The sequence below is a fragment of the Pantoea sp. S62 genome, assembly GCF_016658625.1.
Taxonomy (GTDB): domain Bacteria; phylum Pseudomonadota; class Gammaproteobacteria; order Enterobacterales; family Enterobacteriaceae; genus Pantoea; species Pantoea vagans.
The window spans coordinates 18,985-37,374 of sequence record NZ_JACVVI010000010.1; the positions used below are offsets into that span (position 1 = coordinate 18,985).

At 57.0% G+C, this 18,390-nt stretch carries 18 protein-coding genes; 5 read left to right on the forward strand and 13 right to left on the reverse strand.

The window, feature by feature from the left end:
- Positions 1 to 34: 34 nt before the first annotated feature.
- From mmuP to IBT54_RS14995, 3 genes are all read left to right on the forward strand, one after another.
- A complete protein-coding gene (mmuP, locus tag IBT54_RS14985; RefSeq protein ID WP_013358792.1) occupies positions 35 to 1,444 on the forward strand; it encodes an S-methylmethionine permease in 1,410 nt (469 codons plus the stop codon).
- Complete coding sequence (gene mmuM / locus IBT54_RS14990) at positions 1,434 to 2,369, forward strand: homocysteine S-methyltransferase (RefSeq protein ID WP_201252397.1); 936 nt, start codon at positions 1,434 to 1,436, stop codon at positions 2,367 to 2,369. Before mmuP ends, mmuM begins: the two co-directional genes overlap by 11 nt.
- Before the next feature lie 85 nt (positions 2,370 to 2,454).
- Positions 2,455 to 2,874, forward strand: coding sequence for a hypothetical protein (locus IBT54_RS14995; RefSeq protein ID WP_003850357.1), 420 nt, complete (start codon positions 2,455 to 2,457; stop codon positions 2,872 to 2,874).
- Here IBT54_RS14995 and speG read toward each other — a convergent pair whose 3' ends face one another.
- The 6 genes from speG to IBT54_RS15025 all read right to left on the reverse strand — a co-directional run bounded on the left by speG (position 2,875) and on the right by IBT54_RS15025 (position 8,597).
- The gene (gene speG / locus IBT54_RS15000) at positions 2,875 to 3,420 is read right to left on the reverse strand and encodes a spermidine N1-acetyltransferase (protein ID WP_003850356.1); all 546 of its coding nucleotides are present in this window, start codon (positions 3,418 to 3,420) and stop codon (positions 2,875 to 2,877) included.
- Positions 3,421 to 3,632: 212 nt separating this feature from the next.
- Complete coding sequence (locus IBT54_RS15005) at positions 3,633 to 4,310, reverse strand: ABC transporter ATP-binding protein (protein ID WP_013358790.1); 678 nt, start codon at positions 4,308 to 4,310, stop codon at positions 3,633 to 3,635.
- Positions 4,303 to 5,133, reverse strand: a complete 831-nt coding sequence (locus tag IBT54_RS15010; protein ID WP_061063185.1) for an ABC transporter ATP-binding protein — start codon at positions 5,131 to 5,133, stop codon at positions 4,303 to 4,305. Before IBT54_RS15010 ends, IBT54_RS15005 begins: the two co-directional genes overlap by 8 nt.
- Positions 5,123 to 5,980, reverse strand: a complete 858-nt coding sequence (locus IBT54_RS15015; protein WP_033733571.1) for an ABC transporter permease — start codon at positions 5,978 to 5,980, stop codon at positions 5,123 to 5,125. The genes IBT54_RS15010 and IBT54_RS15015 overlap by 11 nt, the downstream gene beginning before the upstream one ends.
- Complete coding sequence (locus tag IBT54_RS15020) at positions 5,977 to 7,029, reverse strand: ABC transporter permease (protein WP_110330788.1); 1,053 nt, start codon at positions 7,027 to 7,029, stop codon at positions 5,977 to 5,979. The genes IBT54_RS15015 and IBT54_RS15020 overlap by 4 nt, the downstream gene beginning before the upstream one ends.
- A complete protein-coding gene (locus IBT54_RS15025; protein ID WP_201252398.1) occupies positions 7,029 to 8,597 on the reverse strand; it encodes an ABC transporter substrate-binding protein in 1,569 nt (522 codons plus the stop codon). The genes IBT54_RS15020 and IBT54_RS15025 overlap by 1 nt, the downstream gene beginning before the upstream one ends.
- 658 nt (positions 8,598 to 9,255) lie before the next feature.
- Between IBT54_RS15025 and mgtA the strand changes: the two genes are divergently transcribed.
- Positions 9,256 to 11,958, forward strand: coding sequence for a magnesium-translocating P-type ATPase (gene mgtA / locus IBT54_RS15030; protein WP_201252399.1), 2,703 nt, complete (start codon positions 9,256 to 9,258; stop codon positions 11,956 to 11,958).
- A gap of 10 nt (positions 11,959 to 11,968) precedes the next feature.
- Positions 11,969 to 12,055, forward strand: coding sequence for a magnesium transporter protection protein MgtU (mgtU, locus tag IBT54_RS25480; RefSeq protein WP_368656836.1), 87 nt, complete (start codon positions 11,969 to 11,971; stop codon positions 12,053 to 12,055).
- A gap of 56 nt (positions 12,056 to 12,111) precedes the next feature.
- Here the strand turns inward: mgtU and IBT54_RS15035 are convergent, their stop codons facing one another.
- From IBT54_RS15035 to IBT54_RS15065, 7 genes are all read right to left on the reverse strand, one after another.
- Positions 12,112 to 12,966, reverse strand: coding sequence for a PA4780 family RIO1-like protein kinase (locus IBT54_RS15035; protein WP_013358784.1), 855 nt, complete (start codon positions 12,964 to 12,966; stop codon positions 12,112 to 12,114).
- Between the two features lie 316 nt (positions 12,967 to 13,282).
- Entirely contained in the window at positions 13,283 to 13,771 is a 489-nt protein-coding gene (locus IBT54_RS15040; protein ID WP_013358783.1) for a cold-shock protein, read from the reverse strand.
- 194 nt (positions 13,772 to 13,965) lie between these two features.
- Positions 13,966 to 14,211 carry a YmjA family protein gene (locus IBT54_RS15045; protein WP_033783932.1) on the reverse strand — a complete coding sequence of 82 codons (246 nt, stop codon included), beginning with the start codon at positions 14,209 to 14,211 and terminating at the stop codon, positions 13,966 to 13,968.
- 114 nt (positions 14,212 to 14,325) lie between these two features.
- Positions 14,326 to 15,054, reverse strand: coding sequence for a proteasome-type protease (locus IBT54_RS15050; RefSeq protein ID WP_201252400.1), 729 nt, complete (start codon positions 15,052 to 15,054; stop codon positions 14,326 to 14,328).
- Between the two features lie 73 nt (positions 15,055 to 15,127).
- Positions 15,128 to 15,910, reverse strand: a complete 783-nt coding sequence (locus IBT54_RS15055) for a transglutaminase family protein (RefSeq protein WP_095706780.1) — start codon at positions 15,908 to 15,910, stop codon at positions 15,128 to 15,130.
- Entirely contained in the window at positions 15,907 to 16,833 is a 927-nt protein-coding gene (locus tag IBT54_RS15060) for an alpha-E domain-containing protein (RefSeq protein WP_013358779.1), read from the reverse strand. The genes IBT54_RS15055 and IBT54_RS15060 overlap by 4 nt, the downstream gene beginning before the upstream one ends.
- The gene (locus IBT54_RS15065) at positions 16,827 to 18,263 is read right to left on the reverse strand and encodes a circularly permuted type 2 ATP-grasp protein (RefSeq protein ID WP_013358778.1); all 1,437 of its coding nucleotides are present in this window, start codon (positions 18,261 to 18,263) and stop codon (positions 16,827 to 16,829) included. Before IBT54_RS15065 ends, IBT54_RS15060 begins: the two co-directional genes overlap by 7 nt.
- Positions 18,264 to 18,390: the final 127 nt, after the last annotated feature.

Genomic DNA, 18,390 nt, shown 5'->3' on the forward strand with positions numbered 1-18,390 from the left:
TATAGATGTTTAGACGTCCATACGGATAAAAGTGATGAGCGAACAGCCAACTCCCTCGCAGGAACAATTTAAACGCACCATGAAAGTGCGCCATCTGGTGATGTTATCGCTGGGCGGCGTGATCGGCACCGGCCTGTTTTTTAACACCGGCTATATCATTTCAACCACCGGCGCGGCGGGAACGCTGCTCGCCTATCTGATTGGCGCGCTGGTGGTCTGGCTGGTGATGGTCTGCCTGGGCGAACTCTCCGTAGCGATGCCGGAAACCGGCGCGTTCCACGTCTACGCCGCGCGTTATCTCAGCCCGGCAACCGGCTACACCGTGGCCTGGCTCTACTGGCTGACCTGGACGGTGGCGCTTGGCTCCAGCCTGACGGCGGCGGGTTTCTGTATGCAGTACTGGTTCCCGCAGATCCCGGTGTGGATCTGGTGCCTGGTCTTCTGCTGCGCCATCTATCTGCTCAACGTCATCTCAACCCGCTTCTTCGCGGAAGGAGAGTTCTGGTTCTCACTGATAAAAGTCGTCACGATTGTCGCCTTTATCGTGCTGGGCGGCGCGGCGATGTTTGGCTTTATCCCGATGAAAGATGGCACGCCCGCGCCGGGCCTGAGCAATCTCACCGCGCACGGCTGGCTGCCCAATGGCGTACTGCCGATTCTGATGACGATGGTAGCGGTGAACTTCGCCTTTTCCGGCACCGAGCTGATCGGGATTGCTGCCGGTGAAACTCAGCAGCCGGAGAAAGTGCTGCCGCTGGCGATCCGCACGACGGTGGCCCGACTGATTATTTTCTTTATCGGCACCGTATTTGTGCTGGCGGCGCTGATTCCGATGGATCAGGCGGGGATTGTCAAAAGTCCGTTTGTGCTGGTGTTTGAAAAGATCGGCATTCCTTATGCGGCTGACATCATTAACTTTGTGATCCTGACTGCTATCCTCTCTGCGGCCAACTCGGGCCTGTATGCCTCCGGGCGCATGCTCTGGTCGCTGGCTAATGAAAATACACTGCCGCGCGCCTTTGCCAGCGTCAACAAGCGCGGCGTGCCTCTGCTGGCCATCACCGTCAGCATGATCGGTGGCTTACTGGCGCTGGTCTCCAGCGTGGTCGCACCGGACACGGTATTTGTGGCGCTGTCGGCCATCTCCGGCTTTGCGGTGGTCGCGGTCTGGCTCAGCATCTGCGCCTCGCATTTTGTTTTCCGTCGCCGTCATCTTCAGCAGGGCAAATCGCTGGCCGAGCTGGGCTACCGTGCGCCGCTCTATCCGCTGACGCCGATTCTGGGCTTTCTGCTCTGCCTGCTGGCCTGTGTCGGGCTGGCGTTTGATCCGACCCAGCGCATTGCGCTGTGGTGTGGCATCCCGTTTGTGCTGTTCTGCTATGCCGCTTACCATCTGACCCACAAATCATCCCCGAAGCCTGAGGAGGCCAAAGATGTCGCATAACCCTGTCGCGCAGGCTTTAACGGAGTCGTCGCCGCTGATTCTGGATGGCGCGCTGGCCACCGAGCTGGAAGCCCGCGGCTGCCATCTGGCCGATGCGCTCTGGTCAGCGAAAGTGCTGATGGAAAATCCTGAGCTGATCTACCAGGTTCACTACGATTATTTTGTTGCCGGGGCGCGCTGTGCCATCACTGCCAGCTACCAGGCGACGCCGCAGGGCTTTGCCACGCGCGGTCTCGATGAGGCGCAGTCACTGGCGTTGATCGCCCAGAGCGTCGAACTGGCGCGCCGCGCCCGTCACGACTATCTGGCGGTACGGCCCGATGCGAAAACGCTGCTGGTGGCGGGATCGGTGGGACCGTATGGTGCCTTCCTGGCGGATGGTTCGGAATATCGCGGCGACTACGCGTTGCCGGAAGCGGAGATGATGGCGTTTCACCGCCCGCGCGTGCAGGCGTTGCTTGCGGCGGGTGCCGATCTGCTGGCCTGTGAAACCCTGCCTTCCTTTGCTGAAGCGCAGGCGCTGGTGAAGCTGCTGGATGAATTTCCTGAAAGCCGCGCCTGGTTCACGTTTACCCTGCGTGACGCCGGACACATCAGCGACGGCACGCCGCTGTCAGAGGTGGTGAGCTGGCTGAATCAGCAGCCACAGGTGGTGGCCATGGGGATCAACTGCGTGGCACTTGAGAGCGTGACGCCTGCGCTACACCAGTTGCAGAAGCTGACCGACAAACCGCTGGTGGTCTATCCCAACTCCGGCGAGCAGTATGATGCTGACAGCAAAACCTGGCATTCAGCGCCCTCGGGCTGCACGCTGCATGACAAGCTGGACGAGTGGCAACAGGCGGGCGCGAAGCTGATTGGCGGCTGCTGCCGTACCTCTCCCAACGACATCGCGGCTATCGCCCGCGCTTGTCAACCGCAATAAGCTGGCTGAATCGGGCGATGATAGCCCGATTGAGTCTGAAAGGGCGGTCTACACTCTGATCATTGATCACTCTGTGGACCCCTTCATGAAACAGCGAATTCTGGCTCTGGCCGCCGCGCTGCTGCTTAGCGGCTGTGCCACCATTGTCGGCACTGAAACCCAGATGGTACGCATCGACTCTCTGCCGCAGGGCGCGCGCTTTACCGTGCAGGATGAGCGTGGCTATGCAGTGGCGCAGGGTTTCACGCCGCAGACCGTTGAGCTGGCTAAATCGACCGGTCGCTACTTCGGTAAAAAGCACTACCTGCTGATGCTGGAAAGCCCGGGCTACGTGCCGGTCACGGTGCCGATTGAGGCGCGCGCTAACCTCTGGTATCTGCTGGGCAACATTCCGCTGGGTGGATTCCCCGGCTGGCTGCTGGTCGATCCTTTCTATGGCGGCATGTACGACCTCAAGCCGGAACATCCGCGTCCCTTTATGAACCCGGTTGGCGCGCGCGGCTGATTACTGCGCGGTTGGCTTCACCATTCCGCCTGGCGTTTTATGGCGTTCCAGATACTGATGCTGGAAAATGCACATGCGGATGGTGTTGCGGTACTCCCCGTTAATGAAAAACTCATGCTTAAGCACGCCTTCGATCTCGAAGCCGAGCTTGGTGTAGATGTGGATCGCTTTTTCGTTTTCCTGATCGACAATCAGGTAGAGCTTATAAAGATTCAGCACCGAAAAGCCGTAATCCATCGCCAGCTTTGCCGCCTGCGTGGCCAGCCCTTTGCCCTGATGGGCCGGATCGATAATGATCTGAAACTCAGCGCGCCGGTGCACATGGTTAATCTCGACCAGTTCCACTAATCCCGCTTTCTGCCCGCTGTGCTCCACCACAAAGCGGCGCTCGGTCTGATCGTGAATGTGTTTATTATAGAGATCGGACAGCTCTACAAACGCCTCATAAGGCTCCTCGAACCAGTAGCGCATCACGCTGGCGTTGTTATCCAACTGATGGACAAAGTGCAGATCTTCCCGCTCCAGCGGACGCAGTTTTACCGTCATTACCTGACTCCTTTTTTAAAGAAACTGCGGCGAGTATACCGCATCAGCCTGGTGCTGCGATTTGCGCAGTCGCATACGGTTGCTGGCTTCAGCGAACAGTGCGCCGTTCCGGCAGGGGAGAAGAGAGGTTAACGGCGGGCATAGAGGCGTGTTAAGACAGGCGGGAGAAAACAATAGCGCCGGACGGCAGGTGAACGCCATCCGGCTTGGTTTCAGGCAGAGATCTGTTCGATGATGCGACCCTGCGCCATACGCACCGCGCGATCGCACATGTGATCGATAACATCGGGATCGTGGCTGACCAGCACCATCGTCAGACCATCCTGTCGTTTCAGATCGTTGAGCAGATTAAGGATCTCGGCCTGCACTGACATATCCAGCGCCGACGTCGGCTCATCCAGCAGCAGGATCTTCGGCTGCAGCAGCAGGGCACGCACGATAGCGACGCGCTGACGCTGACCGCCGGAGAGCTGATGCGGATAGCGATCTGCCAGCGCAGGATCGAGTCCGACGTGACGGAAGCCCTGATCGATACGATCGTTGATATTGTCGCGTTTCAGCAGCTTCAGCGGCTCCGCCAGCGTGCGACGCAGGCGGTGACGTGGATGCAGCGAGGCATAAGGATCCTGAAACACCATCTGCACTTCCTGACGCAGTGCGCCGGTAAAGGCTTTGCCCGGCTGAACCTCGTGACCGGCAAGCTGCATCTGGCCCTGCCAGTGTGGATTGAGACCTGCCAGCACCCACAGCAGCGACGACTTGCCGCAGCCTGAAGGTCCTACCAGACCAAAACACTCGCCAGCGTTAACCTTCAGGTTGACCTCATGCACCACGGTGCGCAGTTCGTAACCCTGTTTGTGGGCGACGCTGAGATTGTGTAACTCAATCATAATTCGCCTCCAGCGCAGCGCGATCCAGCACCGGTAAAGCCTGGCCGTGAGTCGCTTTGCCCGGGCGGCAGGCCCACAGCGTGCGGGTATAGGGATGGGTCGCGCGCGGCAGATCGGCGGCGGGCAGCGTATCCAGCAACCGGCCTTTGTACATCACCATCACCCGCTCGCAATGTTCCGAGACCTGCTGCAAATCATGGCTGATCAGGAGCAGACCCATGTTGCGCGCCTCCACCAGGCCGCGGATCAGCGCCAGCACCTGATCGCGCATGGCGTGATCCAGCGCGGAGGTCGGTTCATCGGCGATCAGGAAGTCCGGATCGGTGATCAGCGCGATCGCCAGCATCACACGCTGGCCCATACCACCAGAGAGCTGATGCGGATAGTGCTGCATCAGACGACGCGGATCAGGCAGGCCGACCGCATCCAGCATCTCGCACACCTTCTCTTTGCGCTCGGCACGACTCAGACGGCGATGCAGGATCAGCGGCTCTTCTACCTGCCAGCCAATGGTGCGCGTCGGGTTAAGGGCATATTTCGGGTCCTGCATCACCATCGCCACGCGGTTACCGCGCAGCTGGTTCCAGTGGCGCTCACTCAGCGTCAGCACATTCTCACCGGCCACCTGCAGCTGGCTGGCCTGCAGATGCAGCGCGGGCGAGAGCAAGCCCATCAGGCTGCGGGCAGTGAGTGACTTGCCGGAACCGGACTCACCGACCAGCGCCACACGCTCGCGGCCCACGGAAAAACTGATGTTATCGACCAGCAGCGCATCATCGCTGCGAATGGTCAGCCCTTCGGCATGGAGCAGATTATTTTGCATGACGGGTATCCAGTCGGTCGCGCAGGCCATCGCCTGTCAGGTTAAAGGCCAGGCTGGCAAACAAAATGGCTGCGCCCGGTGCGGCAGCAACCCACCACTGATCGAAGATCACTTTACTGCCTTCGGCGACCATTGAACCCCATTCCGCCGTCGGCGGCTGAACGCCCATGCCGAGGAAGCCAAGACCGGCCGCGGCCAGGATAATCCCGCCCAGGCTCAGCGCGGCGCGGACGACCGCTGTCGGCATACAGAGCGGCAGGATATGACCAAACATCAGGCGAAAGCCCGTAATCCCCTGCATCCGCGCAGCGGCAAGGTAGTCGCTGCGGCGCAGTGCCAGCGTTTCAGCGCGCGCCTGACGGGCAAACGGCGGCCAGCTGGTCAGCGCCAGCGCCAGCGCCCCATTCATCAGGCCAGGGCCGAGAATCGCCACCAGCGCCAGCGCGATCACCAGGTTCGGCAGCGACAGAAAGATATCGGTAATGCGCATCAGCAGGCGTTCGGTCCAGCCGCCAACGTAACCGGCGGTGATGCCGATCAGCAGCCCGGCCGGAATGGTCAGCACCAGAATCAGCGACACCAGCAGCAGCGTAGGACGTGCGCCGTAAATCACGCGCGACAGCAGATCGCGGCCAAAGCCGTCGGTGCCAAACCAGTGCTGCGCCGACGGTGCCAGCAGACGGCTCGACATGGTCTGCATATTCGGATCGAATGGCGCAATCAGCGGTGCCAGCAGCGCCATCAGGATAAGAATCGCCACCAGCGTCAGCCCAACGGTTAACGAGGTCACACGTTGACGGCGACGGCGTGGTCGCAGCGTTTCGAGTTCAGAGAGTTGTTGCGTCATCGGGTTCTCGGATCGGTTAACCAGGTTAAAACATCCGCCAGGGCGTTAATCAGAATAAAGCAGCTGCCGATCAACAGGGTGGAGCCCAGAATCGCCGGCACATCGCCGGAGAACAGCGCATTGGTCATGTAGCGACCCACACCCGGCCAGGCGAAGACGGTTTCGGTCAGTACCGAACCCTCCAGCAGGGTGGCGTAGGAGAGGGCGATGACCGTGACCAGCGTGCCCAGCACGTTAGGGAAGATATGGCGCAGCAGAATGCGAACCCGACCCGCGCCTTTGGCACGCGCCAGCACCACATACTCTTTGCTGCTCTCTTCCAGCAGCGCAGCACGCAGCAGGCGGGTAATGCCCGCCATCGCCAGCAGGCCGAGGATCACCACCGGCAGCCAGAGGTGCGCAATCGCATTGCGGAACATCTCCGGTTCACCCGACAGCCAGCTGTCGATCAGCACAAAGCCGGTCTTCGGCTCCAGGGTATAAACCCAGATATCATCCAGCCGTCCCGGTCCGGCGGACCAGTGCAGCACCGCATAAAAGAGCAGCAGGCCCAGCAGGCCGAGCCAGAACACCGGCACCGAGTAGCCCAGCAGCGAGATAAAGCGGGCGAGGTTGTCGATCCAGCTGCCCGGTTTCCACGCCGCCAGCAGCGCCAGCGTGACGCCGAACACCACCGCGAAGATCATCGCGCAGGTCGCCAGCTCAATGGTGGCGGGGAAGGTGGTCATCAGGTCGCCACTCACTGACTGATTGGTCAGACGGGAGACGCCCAGATCGCCCTGCGCCAGATGTTCGATGTAGCGCCAGAACTGCATCAGCACCGGCTGGTCGAGCCCCAGGTCGTGACGCACCTGTTGATAGGTTGCTTCACTGGCGTGATCGCCGGCAATCTGCTGCACCGGGTCAATCGGCGAGAGATGCGACAGCATAAAGGTGAAGGCGAGCAGGCCAAGCAGCGTGACCAGCAGCGACAACACGCTACCGATCAGCCGTCCGCCACGCTGCCAAAAAAGCCGGGCGAACCCGGCTGAAGAAACAGACTGTGCCATTACTTAGTGACCTGCGAGTAATACACCATGTCAGGGTTAATGCCCTGGACATAGCCTTTCAGGTTGTCGCGCAGAGCAATAAGGTTCTTCGCCTGCATGCCAATCACGTAAGGGGAGTTCTTCATCACTTCACGCTGCATCGCTTCATACAGCGCGATGCGTTTCTTCGGATCGCTTTCCGCCGTCGCCGCAATCACCTGCTTGTTCAGCTCAGGAATATGCCAGTCTGAACGGTAAGCGATGGTTTTACTGCCATCTTCCGGGTTGTAAGCAAATGAGGCGGCGTTAGTGTTGGGATCGAAGTAGTCGGAGCCCCAGGCATTCAGCGTCGCTTCATATTTATGCGCTTTCACGTTGGTTGAGACTTCGGAGCTCAGGCCCGGCACCACTTCCACTTTCACGCCAGCTTTGGCGAAACTGCCCTGCAGCGCCTGCGCAATATCCAGATAAGGCGGCTGGTTGCTGGTGGAAAGCTTGAAGGTGACGTTGCTCAGGCCCGCTTTCTTCAGAATCGCTTTGGCTTTTTCCGGGTCGTAGCTGTAAGGCGTGTCGTTGATTGCGCCCAGGAAGCCCTTAGGCAGGAAGCTCTGATGCACGTCGAACTGACCTTTCAGCAGCTCGTTGGCAATACCTTTGTAATCCCACAGGTAGCGTGCCGCTTCCCAGAAGGCCGGGTTCTTCATCGTGTCGTTCGCGCCAATGTTGAACTGGATGTAGTAGAGCGACGCCATTGGAATCGCTTCTGTCTTCACGCCAGGTTTGCCGTTTAGCGCAGCAATCTGATCGGCACCCAGGTTACGGGCGATATCGGCATCACCCTGTTCCAGTAGCAGACGACGCGCCGCCGGTTCCGGTACGTTCTTGATCAGGATGTTCTTCATTTTTGGTGCGCCCGCCGGTGAGGTCGGGTTGGCGCTGAGCAGCACCACCTGATGCATCACCACTTTGCGGATCTGATACGGACCACTGCCCGCTGAGTGGGTTGCCAGCCAGGCGTTACCGAAGTCGCCGTTCTTCGCATTCGCCATCGCCGTTTTTTCATCGACAATGGACGAGACCGGCGCAGAGAGCAGGCTCAGTACGTAAGTCGGGCTGACGTTAGCGGTCCAGCTGATCTGTACATGATTGTCGTCAACCTTCTTCAGGAAGCCATCGACGTTATCTTTGGTCCAGCCGAGCTGCGTCAGGATGAAAGAGGGATCGAGGTTCAGTTTCACCACGCGGCCCAGCGAGAAGATCACATCTTCCGGACGCAGCGGGTTACCGGTGGAGAATTTCGCATCTTTGCGCAGTTCAAAGGTCAGGCTGCGGTTATCGCTGCCGGGCTGCCACGAAGTGGCCAGTGTCGGTTTCAGGTCCACCGGATTCTGCGGGTCAGACTGTACCAGACGCTGATAGATATTCGTAAAAGCCTGAACGCTGGTCAGTTCAAACCCTTTGGCCGGGTCGAAGCTGTCGGCGTCGTCGGTAGATTGGGCAATCACCAGCGTATCTTTTGGTGTTGCGGCCTGTGCTGTGAAGGCGGCAGCCAGCGTCAGCGCCAGCAGTGATGGAATTATAGTTTTCATGAAATTTCCTTGCCTCTAAAAAGTTACGCGAGTTTACGAAAGGGCCGATGCGAAGAATAGTCTAATATAGGCTAAACATATGCCAAAAGGTTATAAGTGTTAGGTTGTGGTTATAAGAAGATCGCCATGTTGTTACCGAAGCGGCAACCTGAGCAGAAACAAATCCTCAACGAAGCGGTTATTTATTTCTGAATCGCTTTACCCCAATATTCCTCTCTCTATAATAGCGGTAAATAACTTCAGGAGAATTCAGTTGGACAGTCACCCTAGATTAATTTTAATTCTGGCAAGCTGAATTTTCTCTGCTGCTTGCCAACCGGCGAGCAGCGATCCCCGCTTTAATTAACGATCGCGCTCCTTGTTTTTAATCCTGTCAGCTACAGGAGTGCACGTTATGCTGCTGTTTATCTTAGCCCTTTTTCCTCCACCCCGACTGGCGTAGCTCAGGCTGCGCCCGAACGCCGATATCAGACCTTTAAAACGCAGCGCTTAACAGGCGTTACGTCACCCTGCGCGCGTCATTATTTTTCACGCAGGCGGAATAACGTCATTATTTCCAAAGGTCACCTTATTAAATAACCCGGCCACGCCAGGTTTTATCCATGCACCTTATTTTGCGTGCAGGACAACTATTGCTTTAAATCAGGGAGATGTCGAAATGAGCGACATGAAACTGGAACAGGTTGCGATCACCTCATCCGGCAACCGTAACGATAAAAAAAGTAAAAAAATATTTGCTGTCGCACAGCAGGCAGGCCAGCACGTCGAGATGACGCTGGCGAACCTGCGCAGTCAGCGTCAGGGTCTGACTCAGGCTGAAGCGGCGAAACGACTGGCTCTGTATGGCCGCAATGAAGTGGCACATGAGAAAGCACCACCGACGCTGATTCAGCTGCTGATGGCGTTTAATAACCCGTTTATCTACGTCCTGCTGGTCCTGGCGCTGGTGAGCTTCTTTACCGACTATATATTGCCGCTGCGCGCCGGTCAGGAGACCGATCTCTCAGGCGTCATCATCATCTGCACTATGGTGATGCTGAGCGGGCTGCTGCGCTTCTGGCAGGAGTTTCGGACCAACCGTGCCGCGCAGGCGCTGCAGTCACTGGTTCGCAGCCAGGTCACCGTGCTGCGGCGGGAATCGGGCAGTGAAACCGCGCAGCGTCAGGATGTGGATATGAGTGAGCTGGTGCCGGGCGACATTATTCTGCTCAGCACCGGCGATCAGGTGCCTGCCGATGTGCGCCTGCTGAGCTCACGTAATCTGTTTATCAGTGAAGCGGTGCTGACTGGCGAGTCGCTGCCGGTTGAAAAACACAGCAGCGATGCGGGTATTGATGCTGAAGAGCAGACTGCCCAGGAGCTGCTGGCGTCACCGAACATCTGCCTGATGGGCACCAGCGTGGCCAGCGGCACAGCCAGCGCCGTCGTCGTTGCGACCGGAGGCGAAACCTGGTTTGGTTCACTGGCCTCATCGCTGACCGGAAGTCGTCCACAGACTGCGTTTGACCGTGGGGTGAACAGCGTCAGTAAACTGCTGATCCGCTTTATGCTGGTGATGGTTCCGGTGGTGCTGCTGATTAACGGCTTCACCAAAGGGGACTGGATGGATGCCACGCTGTTTGCTCTGGCGGTCGCGGTCGGGCTGACCCCGGAAATGCTGCCGATGATTGTCAGCGCTAATCTGGCCAAAGGCGCCATTGCGATGTCCCGGCGCAAAGTGATCGTCAAAAAGCTCAATGCCATTCAGAACCTTGGCGCGATGGATGTGCTCTGCACCGATAAAACCGGCACGCTGACCCAGGACACTATCCTGCTGGCGCATCATCTGGATGCGCAGGGCAGTGAAGATGAGCAGGTCCTGCTGCTGGCCTGGCTTAACAGTGGCAGCCAGAGTGGCGCAAAAAACCTGATGGATCGCGCCGTGCTCTGCGCAGGCGATAAAGTCATTTCACAGACTCAGCGCAGCCAGTATCAGCTGGTTGATGAGCTGCCGTTTGATTTTACCCGCCGTCGTGTGTCGGTGCTGGTGGAAGATCTGACTCAGCATCGCTCGCATCTGATCTGCAAAGGCGCAGTTGAAGAGATGCTGGCAGTCAGCGTTGCCGTGCGGCAGGGTGATGCGGTCGTTGCACTGGATGCGGCACAGCGTGCGGCGTTGCTGGCGCAGACCGAACGCTATCATCAGCAGGGTTATCGCGTGCTGCTGGTGGCAACCCGTGATGGCGAGCTGCACGCGCCGCTCAGCGACAGTGATGAGCGCGATCTGGTTATTCAGGGCATGCTGACCTTCCGCGATCCACCAAAAGCCAGTGCCGGTAAGGCGATTAAAGCCCTGCGCGACAGTGGTGTAACGGTGAAAGTGCTGACCGGTGACAATCCGCTGGTGACGCTGCGGGTCTGTGCCGATGTCGGGCTGACCGATCCGGCCATGCTGACCGGCGATCAGATTGAGGCGATGAACGATGATGAGCTGGCACTGGAAGCAGAGCGCTGCACCCTGTTTGCCCAGCTGACGCCGTTGCAGAAATCACGTCTGGTACGGCTGATGCAGCAGAACGGTCACACCGTGGGATTCCTCGGCGATGGTATCAATGACGCGCCTGCACTGCGTGCGGCTGACACCGGTATTTCTGTGGACAGCGCGGCGGATGTGGCGAAAGCCTCATCGGACATCATCCTGCTGGAGAAAGATCTTCAGGTGCTGAATGAGGGGGTACTCAAAGGACGCGAGACCTTCGGCAACATCATCAAGTATCTCAACATGACCGCCAGCTCCAACTTCGGCAACGTGTTCTCGCTGCTGGTGGCCAGTGCCTTTATTCCGTTTCTGCCGATGCTGTCGATTCATCTGCTGATTCAGAACCTGATGTATGACGTCTCCCAGCTGGCGCTGCCGTGGGATAAGGTTGACCGTGAGTTTCTGAATAAGCCGCGTAAATGGGATGCCGGCAACATTAAACGCTTCATGCTTTGGATGGGTCCGACGTCATCAATTTTTGACGTGACCACCTTTGCGCTGATGTGGTTCGTTTTCAGCGCTAACCATGCAGGCGTGCAATCGCTGTTCCAGTCTGGCTGGTTTATCGAGGGACTGCTGTCACAGACGCTGGTGGTACATATGCTGCGTACCCGGAGGATTCCGTTTATCCAGAGTCGTGCCACCTTACCGGTGATGCTGACCACGCTGGCGGTAATGGCGCTGGGCATCCTGATTCCATTCTCTCCGCTGGGTGCGATGGTCGGTCTGGTGCCGCTGCCATGGCAATATTTCCCGTGGCTGGTGCTGACGCTGTTCAGCTACTGTCTGGTGGCGCAGGGCATGAAACGTTTCTATATCCGTCGGTTTGGTCAGTGGTTCTAGGGAGGCAAAGATGAAAAAAGGCAGGCTTGATACGGTATTTGTCGGCGTGATGATCATCGGCTTAACTCTGATTGCGCTGACGGTCATCGTTAGATGAAAGGATTGTGATAGTGCGATAGTACAGAGGCAGCGAGGTAGCTCGCTGCCTTTTTTCTAATCTTCGTCGCGCTCACGGCTGGCGCGCTGGCGCTCGTAGTATTCATCTTCTGCGGTGATGATCTCATCCATCAGCGAATCCATATCCACCACGCGCTCCTCTTCAACAAACTGTCCGGTCAGCGGCGTTTCCGGGGTCAGCTTGCCATCTTCATAAAGTTGCCAGATCTCTTTGGCATAGCGCGTCTTCAGCAGCGCCGGAGCGAACTGACCGTAGTAGGAGGTAATGTTGTCTACGTCACGTTCGAACATCGACTCAGCATGGTTATTGGCTGCCGCATCGACCGCCTGTGGCAGGTCAATAATCACCGGGCCCTGATCGTCCAGCAGTACGTTGAACTCGGATAAGTCACCATGGACGATACCGGCACAGAGCATACGCACGATGTTGCGAATCATGGTGTGGAAGTCGGTGATCGCCTCCTCTTCGGAGAGCGTGACGTCGCTGAGGCGCGGCGCGACAGAGCCATTGGCGTCGGTCACCAGCTCCATCAGTAACACGCCGTCAATGCAGAGATAAGGCTGGGGCACGCGAACACCGGCATTAGCCAGGCGGAACAGGGCGTCTACTTCGGCAGTCTGCCAGGACTCCTCCTGCTGCTTACGGCCAAACTTCGTGCCTTTCTGCATGGCGCGGGCGTTACGGCTGTTGCGGGTTTTACGTCCTTCCTGATACTGCACCGCCTGCTTGAAGCTACGCTGGGTCGCTTCTTTATAAACTTTGGCGCACTGCACTTTACCGCCGCAAAGCACGGTATAGACGTCTGCTTCTTTGCCGCTTTTCAGCCGCTGCAGCACATCGTCAATGAGGCCGTCATCGACCAGGGGCTGGATTCTGTTTGGGATTTTCATGCGGCTTTATACCTTATTTCACCCGCTTTTCGTATCACTTTGCGATGATGGAAAACATTGGCAATGACTGAACAAAGTATCTGATTCTACCCTAGAAAGATGCGTTGTGGGGATGAACCTTGATGCGTTGCGCTTTTGACCTTTGTTTTATCATAAACAACGGATTAGGCGGGAGAGCAGGGCGGTTTTATCTGCCAGAGATTCGCTTTTTCACGGCATCGGGCAGCATCATGTCAGAGAGATGTGCCTGAATAGCAGGCGGATGCGGGCATAAAGGCCGAAATCCTGCTCACAGAATCCCGGCCTGCCTGCGGGATTACTTCAGACCTTTAAGCACTTTAACCGTGCTTTCGATGTCGATCTCATCTTCGGAGAAGATCAGCGTCGTTCCCTGGAAAGTGGTCACCGCCAGCTTTTTCAGCGAGCGCATCTCACTGGCGTTCGGGTCAGACTTCGGACGGATATTATTCAGCAACAGGCCTACTGAAAGCACCGCGTTCTCTTTATCGACACCAGCATCAACCGGGACGTCTTCGTTGTAAACCAGGTAAGACTTAATCGAAGTGATCTTCAGCCGCTCACCTGCGATATAGATGTATTTGCTGGTCGGCGCGACCTTCACCGCATAGGCGGATAAGCCTTTGTTGTTGGTGGTGGGTTCAAATGTCACCGCCGCATCTTTCTTAATCAGATCAGGATTGGCGACTTTAATCACATGAAAATAGCGGTTATCACCGTTTTCATCTTTGATAAAGCCAAAACCTTTATCTTCAAACCAGGTTGTGATCGTTCCGTTCATCGCCATTTTTGCCTGCTTAATCTACTCAGTTTTTTACAGCGCGCAGTGTAAAACACAATGCCTGCGCAGACTATATAAGTCTGGATGATAATTTACGGCCGGGCAAGAGGCTGGGGCGGATGCCCGACGCGGAGGTGAATGCGGTAGTCAGAAAGGTTAACCGGCGGACTGCGCAACGCTCGTCTGCCGGTGCGTATCTCTTACTCGTTGCCCCAGCGGTTCAGGAACTCGGCGATATCATCAATACGCTGCTCATCGATACCCGCTTCGCGCGCCATATCCTGCTGAGACTCTTCACTGATCTCTTCGTTGTTCATCAGACGGGTAATAAGCAGCTGGAAGTAATGCGCTAGCGGAGTACGCTCTGCTTCGCTGACCGGCTTAGCCGCCTCCGTCGCGTACTCATCTGCGACATCATAATATTTGAGAGAAATTTCGTTATTCATAAGGGGATCCGCAGAGTTGAGAATTAGTAGCGACCGGATTCTGACCCGGCTTGTGGAGGTATTATTTCGTGTTTAGGTTGGGGCTGTAAAGGAGAACAGGATGCCCGATTCTGACTAGAGAACCAGCGGCGGAAGCTGTCTGAAGGTGTTGACTAAGCCTTCTCCCCAGCCTTTACGGATAGTACTGAAGTACGGATGGTCTTCGGTAATGCGGTATTGCCGGGCATCGCTGTAGCTGTCACAAGGGTAGATCATCACGTCGAGCGGCAGGCCGACGGACAGATTACTGCGCAGGGTCGAATCCAGTGAAATCAGCGCGCATTGCATCGCCTGATCCAGAGACATGTCGTAGTGCAGCACCCGGTCAATAATCGGTTTGCCGTACTTGCTTTCACCAATCTGGAAATAGGGCGTATCGCGGGTGGCTTCGATGAAATTACCCTGTGGGTAAATATGGAACAGGCCAATATCATCCCCGTTGATTTGCCCGCCGAGCAGCAGGTTGCAACTGAAGTCTGTCGTGCTGCCATTCTGTTGCGCCTCACTGTCACGCTGGATCACCTCACGAACCGTTGCGCCTATCAGCGACGCGGCCTCATAGAGGCTGGAGACATTCAGCAGATTGGGACAATCGGCATTCCTGCTGCGGTGTCGCAGCAAGCTGATGATACTTTGCGTGGTCGCCAGATTACCGGCAGTCTGAAGCACCAGCGTACGGTCGCCGTCCTGATGAAACACGTGCAGTTTACGGAAGGTGGAAATATGATCCACGCCAGCATTAGTCCGTGAATCGGATGCAAAGACCAGCCCGGATGACAGGCGCATGGCCACACAATAGGTCATACCATACTTCCTTCAAAAAAAGATTTGCACGCCATCAGCGTGCATGAAGTTTTCACCATCAGCAAGTCGCGATTTACATCATTTGTACGGCAGCAATCGCGCACATATCTTCGTATCCACCGCCAATCCGTAAACCGCGCACCGGACAGGCATCCAGGTAATCAATGCCGACGGCAAGCTTAAGATGTTGATCAGGCATGCGAGTATTGTTGGTGACGTCAAAGCAGTGCCAGCGGTCTTCCACCCAGACTTCGGCCCAGGCATGGGTCGCGACATGGGTAGAATCTTTGCTGTGCAGGTAACCGCTGACGTAGCGTGCCGGTATATTCAGGCTACGACAGCAGCTCAGAAAGACATGCGTATGATCCTGGCAGACGCCGGTACGGGCGGCGAAAGCCTCAGCGGCACTGTCGGTCACCAGGGTAGAACCTGGGGTGTAAGGCATCCTGAGCAGCAGGTCTCCCATCAGGTTTTCCAGGGCGGCCAGCATCGCCTGAGGCTGATGATAACGCAGGGCAAACGCCCGAATCGCCGCATCGGGCTGGGTCAGCGGACTGTGGCGCAGGAAAACCAGCGGCGATAGATGTCCCTGAGCCTGATCTTCAATGCCGTGTTCAATCTCTACCACGCCATGTGCCTGAATGGTGATGGACTCATGCGGTTCATCGAGTGTCAGCACATGCATGATGTTGCCGAAGGCATCCGTGGTGCAGACCGCCTTCTCCGGCAAGGTCAGTTGCCAGGAAAGTATGCGTTGATGAGGCGATTCCTGAGGCGTCAGACGCAGGTACTGAATACTCCGTTGCACTGCCTGGTCGTAGCGATAGTGCGTGTTGTGCTCAATGCTAAGTTTCATTGCGCCTCCAGATACGTGTGATGAATACTTTCGGCGATCTCGTTGACCTGAGCGAGAAAGGCTTCCAGCCAATTGTTCAGCCCGATTCTGTTCAGGTCTTTCATGGAACTGAAACGCAGCTCGGCGTGCAGGATGTGCGCCAGGCGGCGTGGCGGATTTGCACGGCCCCCAATCAGCTCCAGTTGCTGAACCATATCGTTGATACACGCCAGCAACGAACGCGGCAGCTCGTTGCGCAGGATCATCAGTTCGGCGATGGTCTCCCGGCTCAGGGGCTGCTTATAAATACTATGGTAGGCTTCGCGCGCACTTACTGCCTGCAGCAGTGTGTCCATGCGGTAATATTCGCGCACCGGGTCGTCGTCAATGTCCATCAGTCGGTTTTTCACCTCCAGCAGACGGGCGGTGCCATCAGCCCGCTCCAGCAGCGTCCCCAGGCGGATAAAGTGCATCGCATCGCTGCGGAGCAGGGTACCGAACATGGCACCGCGGAACAGATGAGAGCGCTCTTTCACCCAGTCAAAGAAGGCGTCGGCACCGTCTGAGCCGATGCCCTGACGGCGAATCGATTTCATCCCGATCCAGGTGGCATTGATACATTCCCAGACTTCGGATGACAGGCTGCCACGCACCGCATGCGCGTTGTTCCAGCCCATCTGCAGGCAACTGAAGATGCTGCTGTGATTCCGGTTATCCAGGGCGAAAAAACTGACCAGATTGGGCATTGTCAGTGTCGGGTAGGTCTCAGCATACAGCCCGCTGGTGCTGGTCAGATTGAGCGGTACCAGCAGATCATGCGTACCCCCGTTACGGATTGGCATCATCGACAGCTTGTTGGTGACGTCCAGCACCCGGGCGATATTTTCTGCCCGCTCCAGATAGCGGGCCATCCAATAGAGTTCACTGGCTGTCCGGCTCAGCATAGATCATCCTCCAGTACCCAGGTGTCCTTGGTTCCGCCGCCCTGTGATGAATTGACGACCAGCGATCCTTCCGTCAACGCGACGCGGGTAAGCCCGCCGGGAACCAGTCGGATCTCTGCACCACTGAGCGCAAAGGGCCGGAGATCGATATGACGTGGTGCCAGGCCGTCGTTGACAAACGTGGGACAGGTGGACAATGCCAGCGTGTTTTGCGCGATGTAATTCTGCGGGCGCGCCAGCAACAGGTCACGGAAGTGGGCAAGCTCAGCTTTGCTCGCGGCAGGGCCAATCAACATGCCGTAGCCCCCAGCGCCATGAACTTCTTTCACCACCATTTTTTCGAGGTTGGCCAGCACATACGACAGCTCATTTTTATGTCTGCACTGCCAGGTTGGTACGTTGTTGAGGATCGGTTCTTCCTGCAGATAAAAGCGCACCATATCCGGTACGTAGGGGTAGATAGATTTGTCATCAGCCACGCCCGTGCCGATGGCATTGGCCAGGACAACATTGCCAGCCCGATAAACTGACAGCAGTCCTGGTACGCCGAGCATGGAGTCCGGGCGGAATGCCAGCGGATCGAGGAAGGCGTCGTCAACCCGACGATAGATCACATGTACTCTGCATGGCCCGGCGGTCGTGCGCATAAACAGCATGCCGTCCTTCACAAACAAATCGGCGCTTTCCACCAGCTCAACGCCCATTTGCTGGGCCAGGAAGCTGTGTTCGAAGTAAGCGCTGTTAAAGCGGCCTGGGGTTAATACCACCACGGTGGGATCGTTGACGGGCGAGCTTTCGCGCAGCGTTTGCAGCAGATGCGACGGATAGCGTTCTACGGGAGCAATGCGTTGCTGTGCAAACAGTTCCGGATAGAGCCGCATCATCATCTTACGGTTCTCCAGCATATAGGAGACGCCGGAGGGGGTACGCAGGTTATCTTCCAGGACGTAATATTCGCCATCACTGTTGCGCACCATATCCACGCCGATAATGTGTGCGTAGATGTTACGGTGGAGATCAACACCCTGCATGCAGGGCTGATACTGTTCGTTAGCCAGAACCTGTTCTGCCGGAATGACGCCCGCTTTCAGAATGTGTTGTTCATGGTAGATATCGTAGAGAAAGGCATTGAGCGCCTGCACACGCTGACGAATACCGGCATCGAGCATGGCCCACTCGGCAGCCGGGATAATACGGGGCACGCTGTCGAACGGGATCAACCGTTCAGCGCCATTGTCGTCATCGTAGACATTGAAGGTAATTCCTACCCGGTGAAACAGGAGGGCGGCTTCTTCACGCTTGCGCTGTACCGCCTGGTGATCGGCCTGCTGCAGCCATTGCCAGTAGGCGGCGTAGTGGTCACGGTGTTCACCTTCAGCCAGAAGCATCTCATCAAAAAAGGGTGAAGCGGAGAGATTGATATTCAGCATCGTCACCTCGCAGACGTTAAAGGCTGTCACTCTATCCAAGCATAAAGTGTGCCAGCCTCAGAAGAAGCGGAACGGTGCAACGCCGTGATAGTGCAAGGGTTAAAGCACTTTTTTGGTGCAGGCGCAG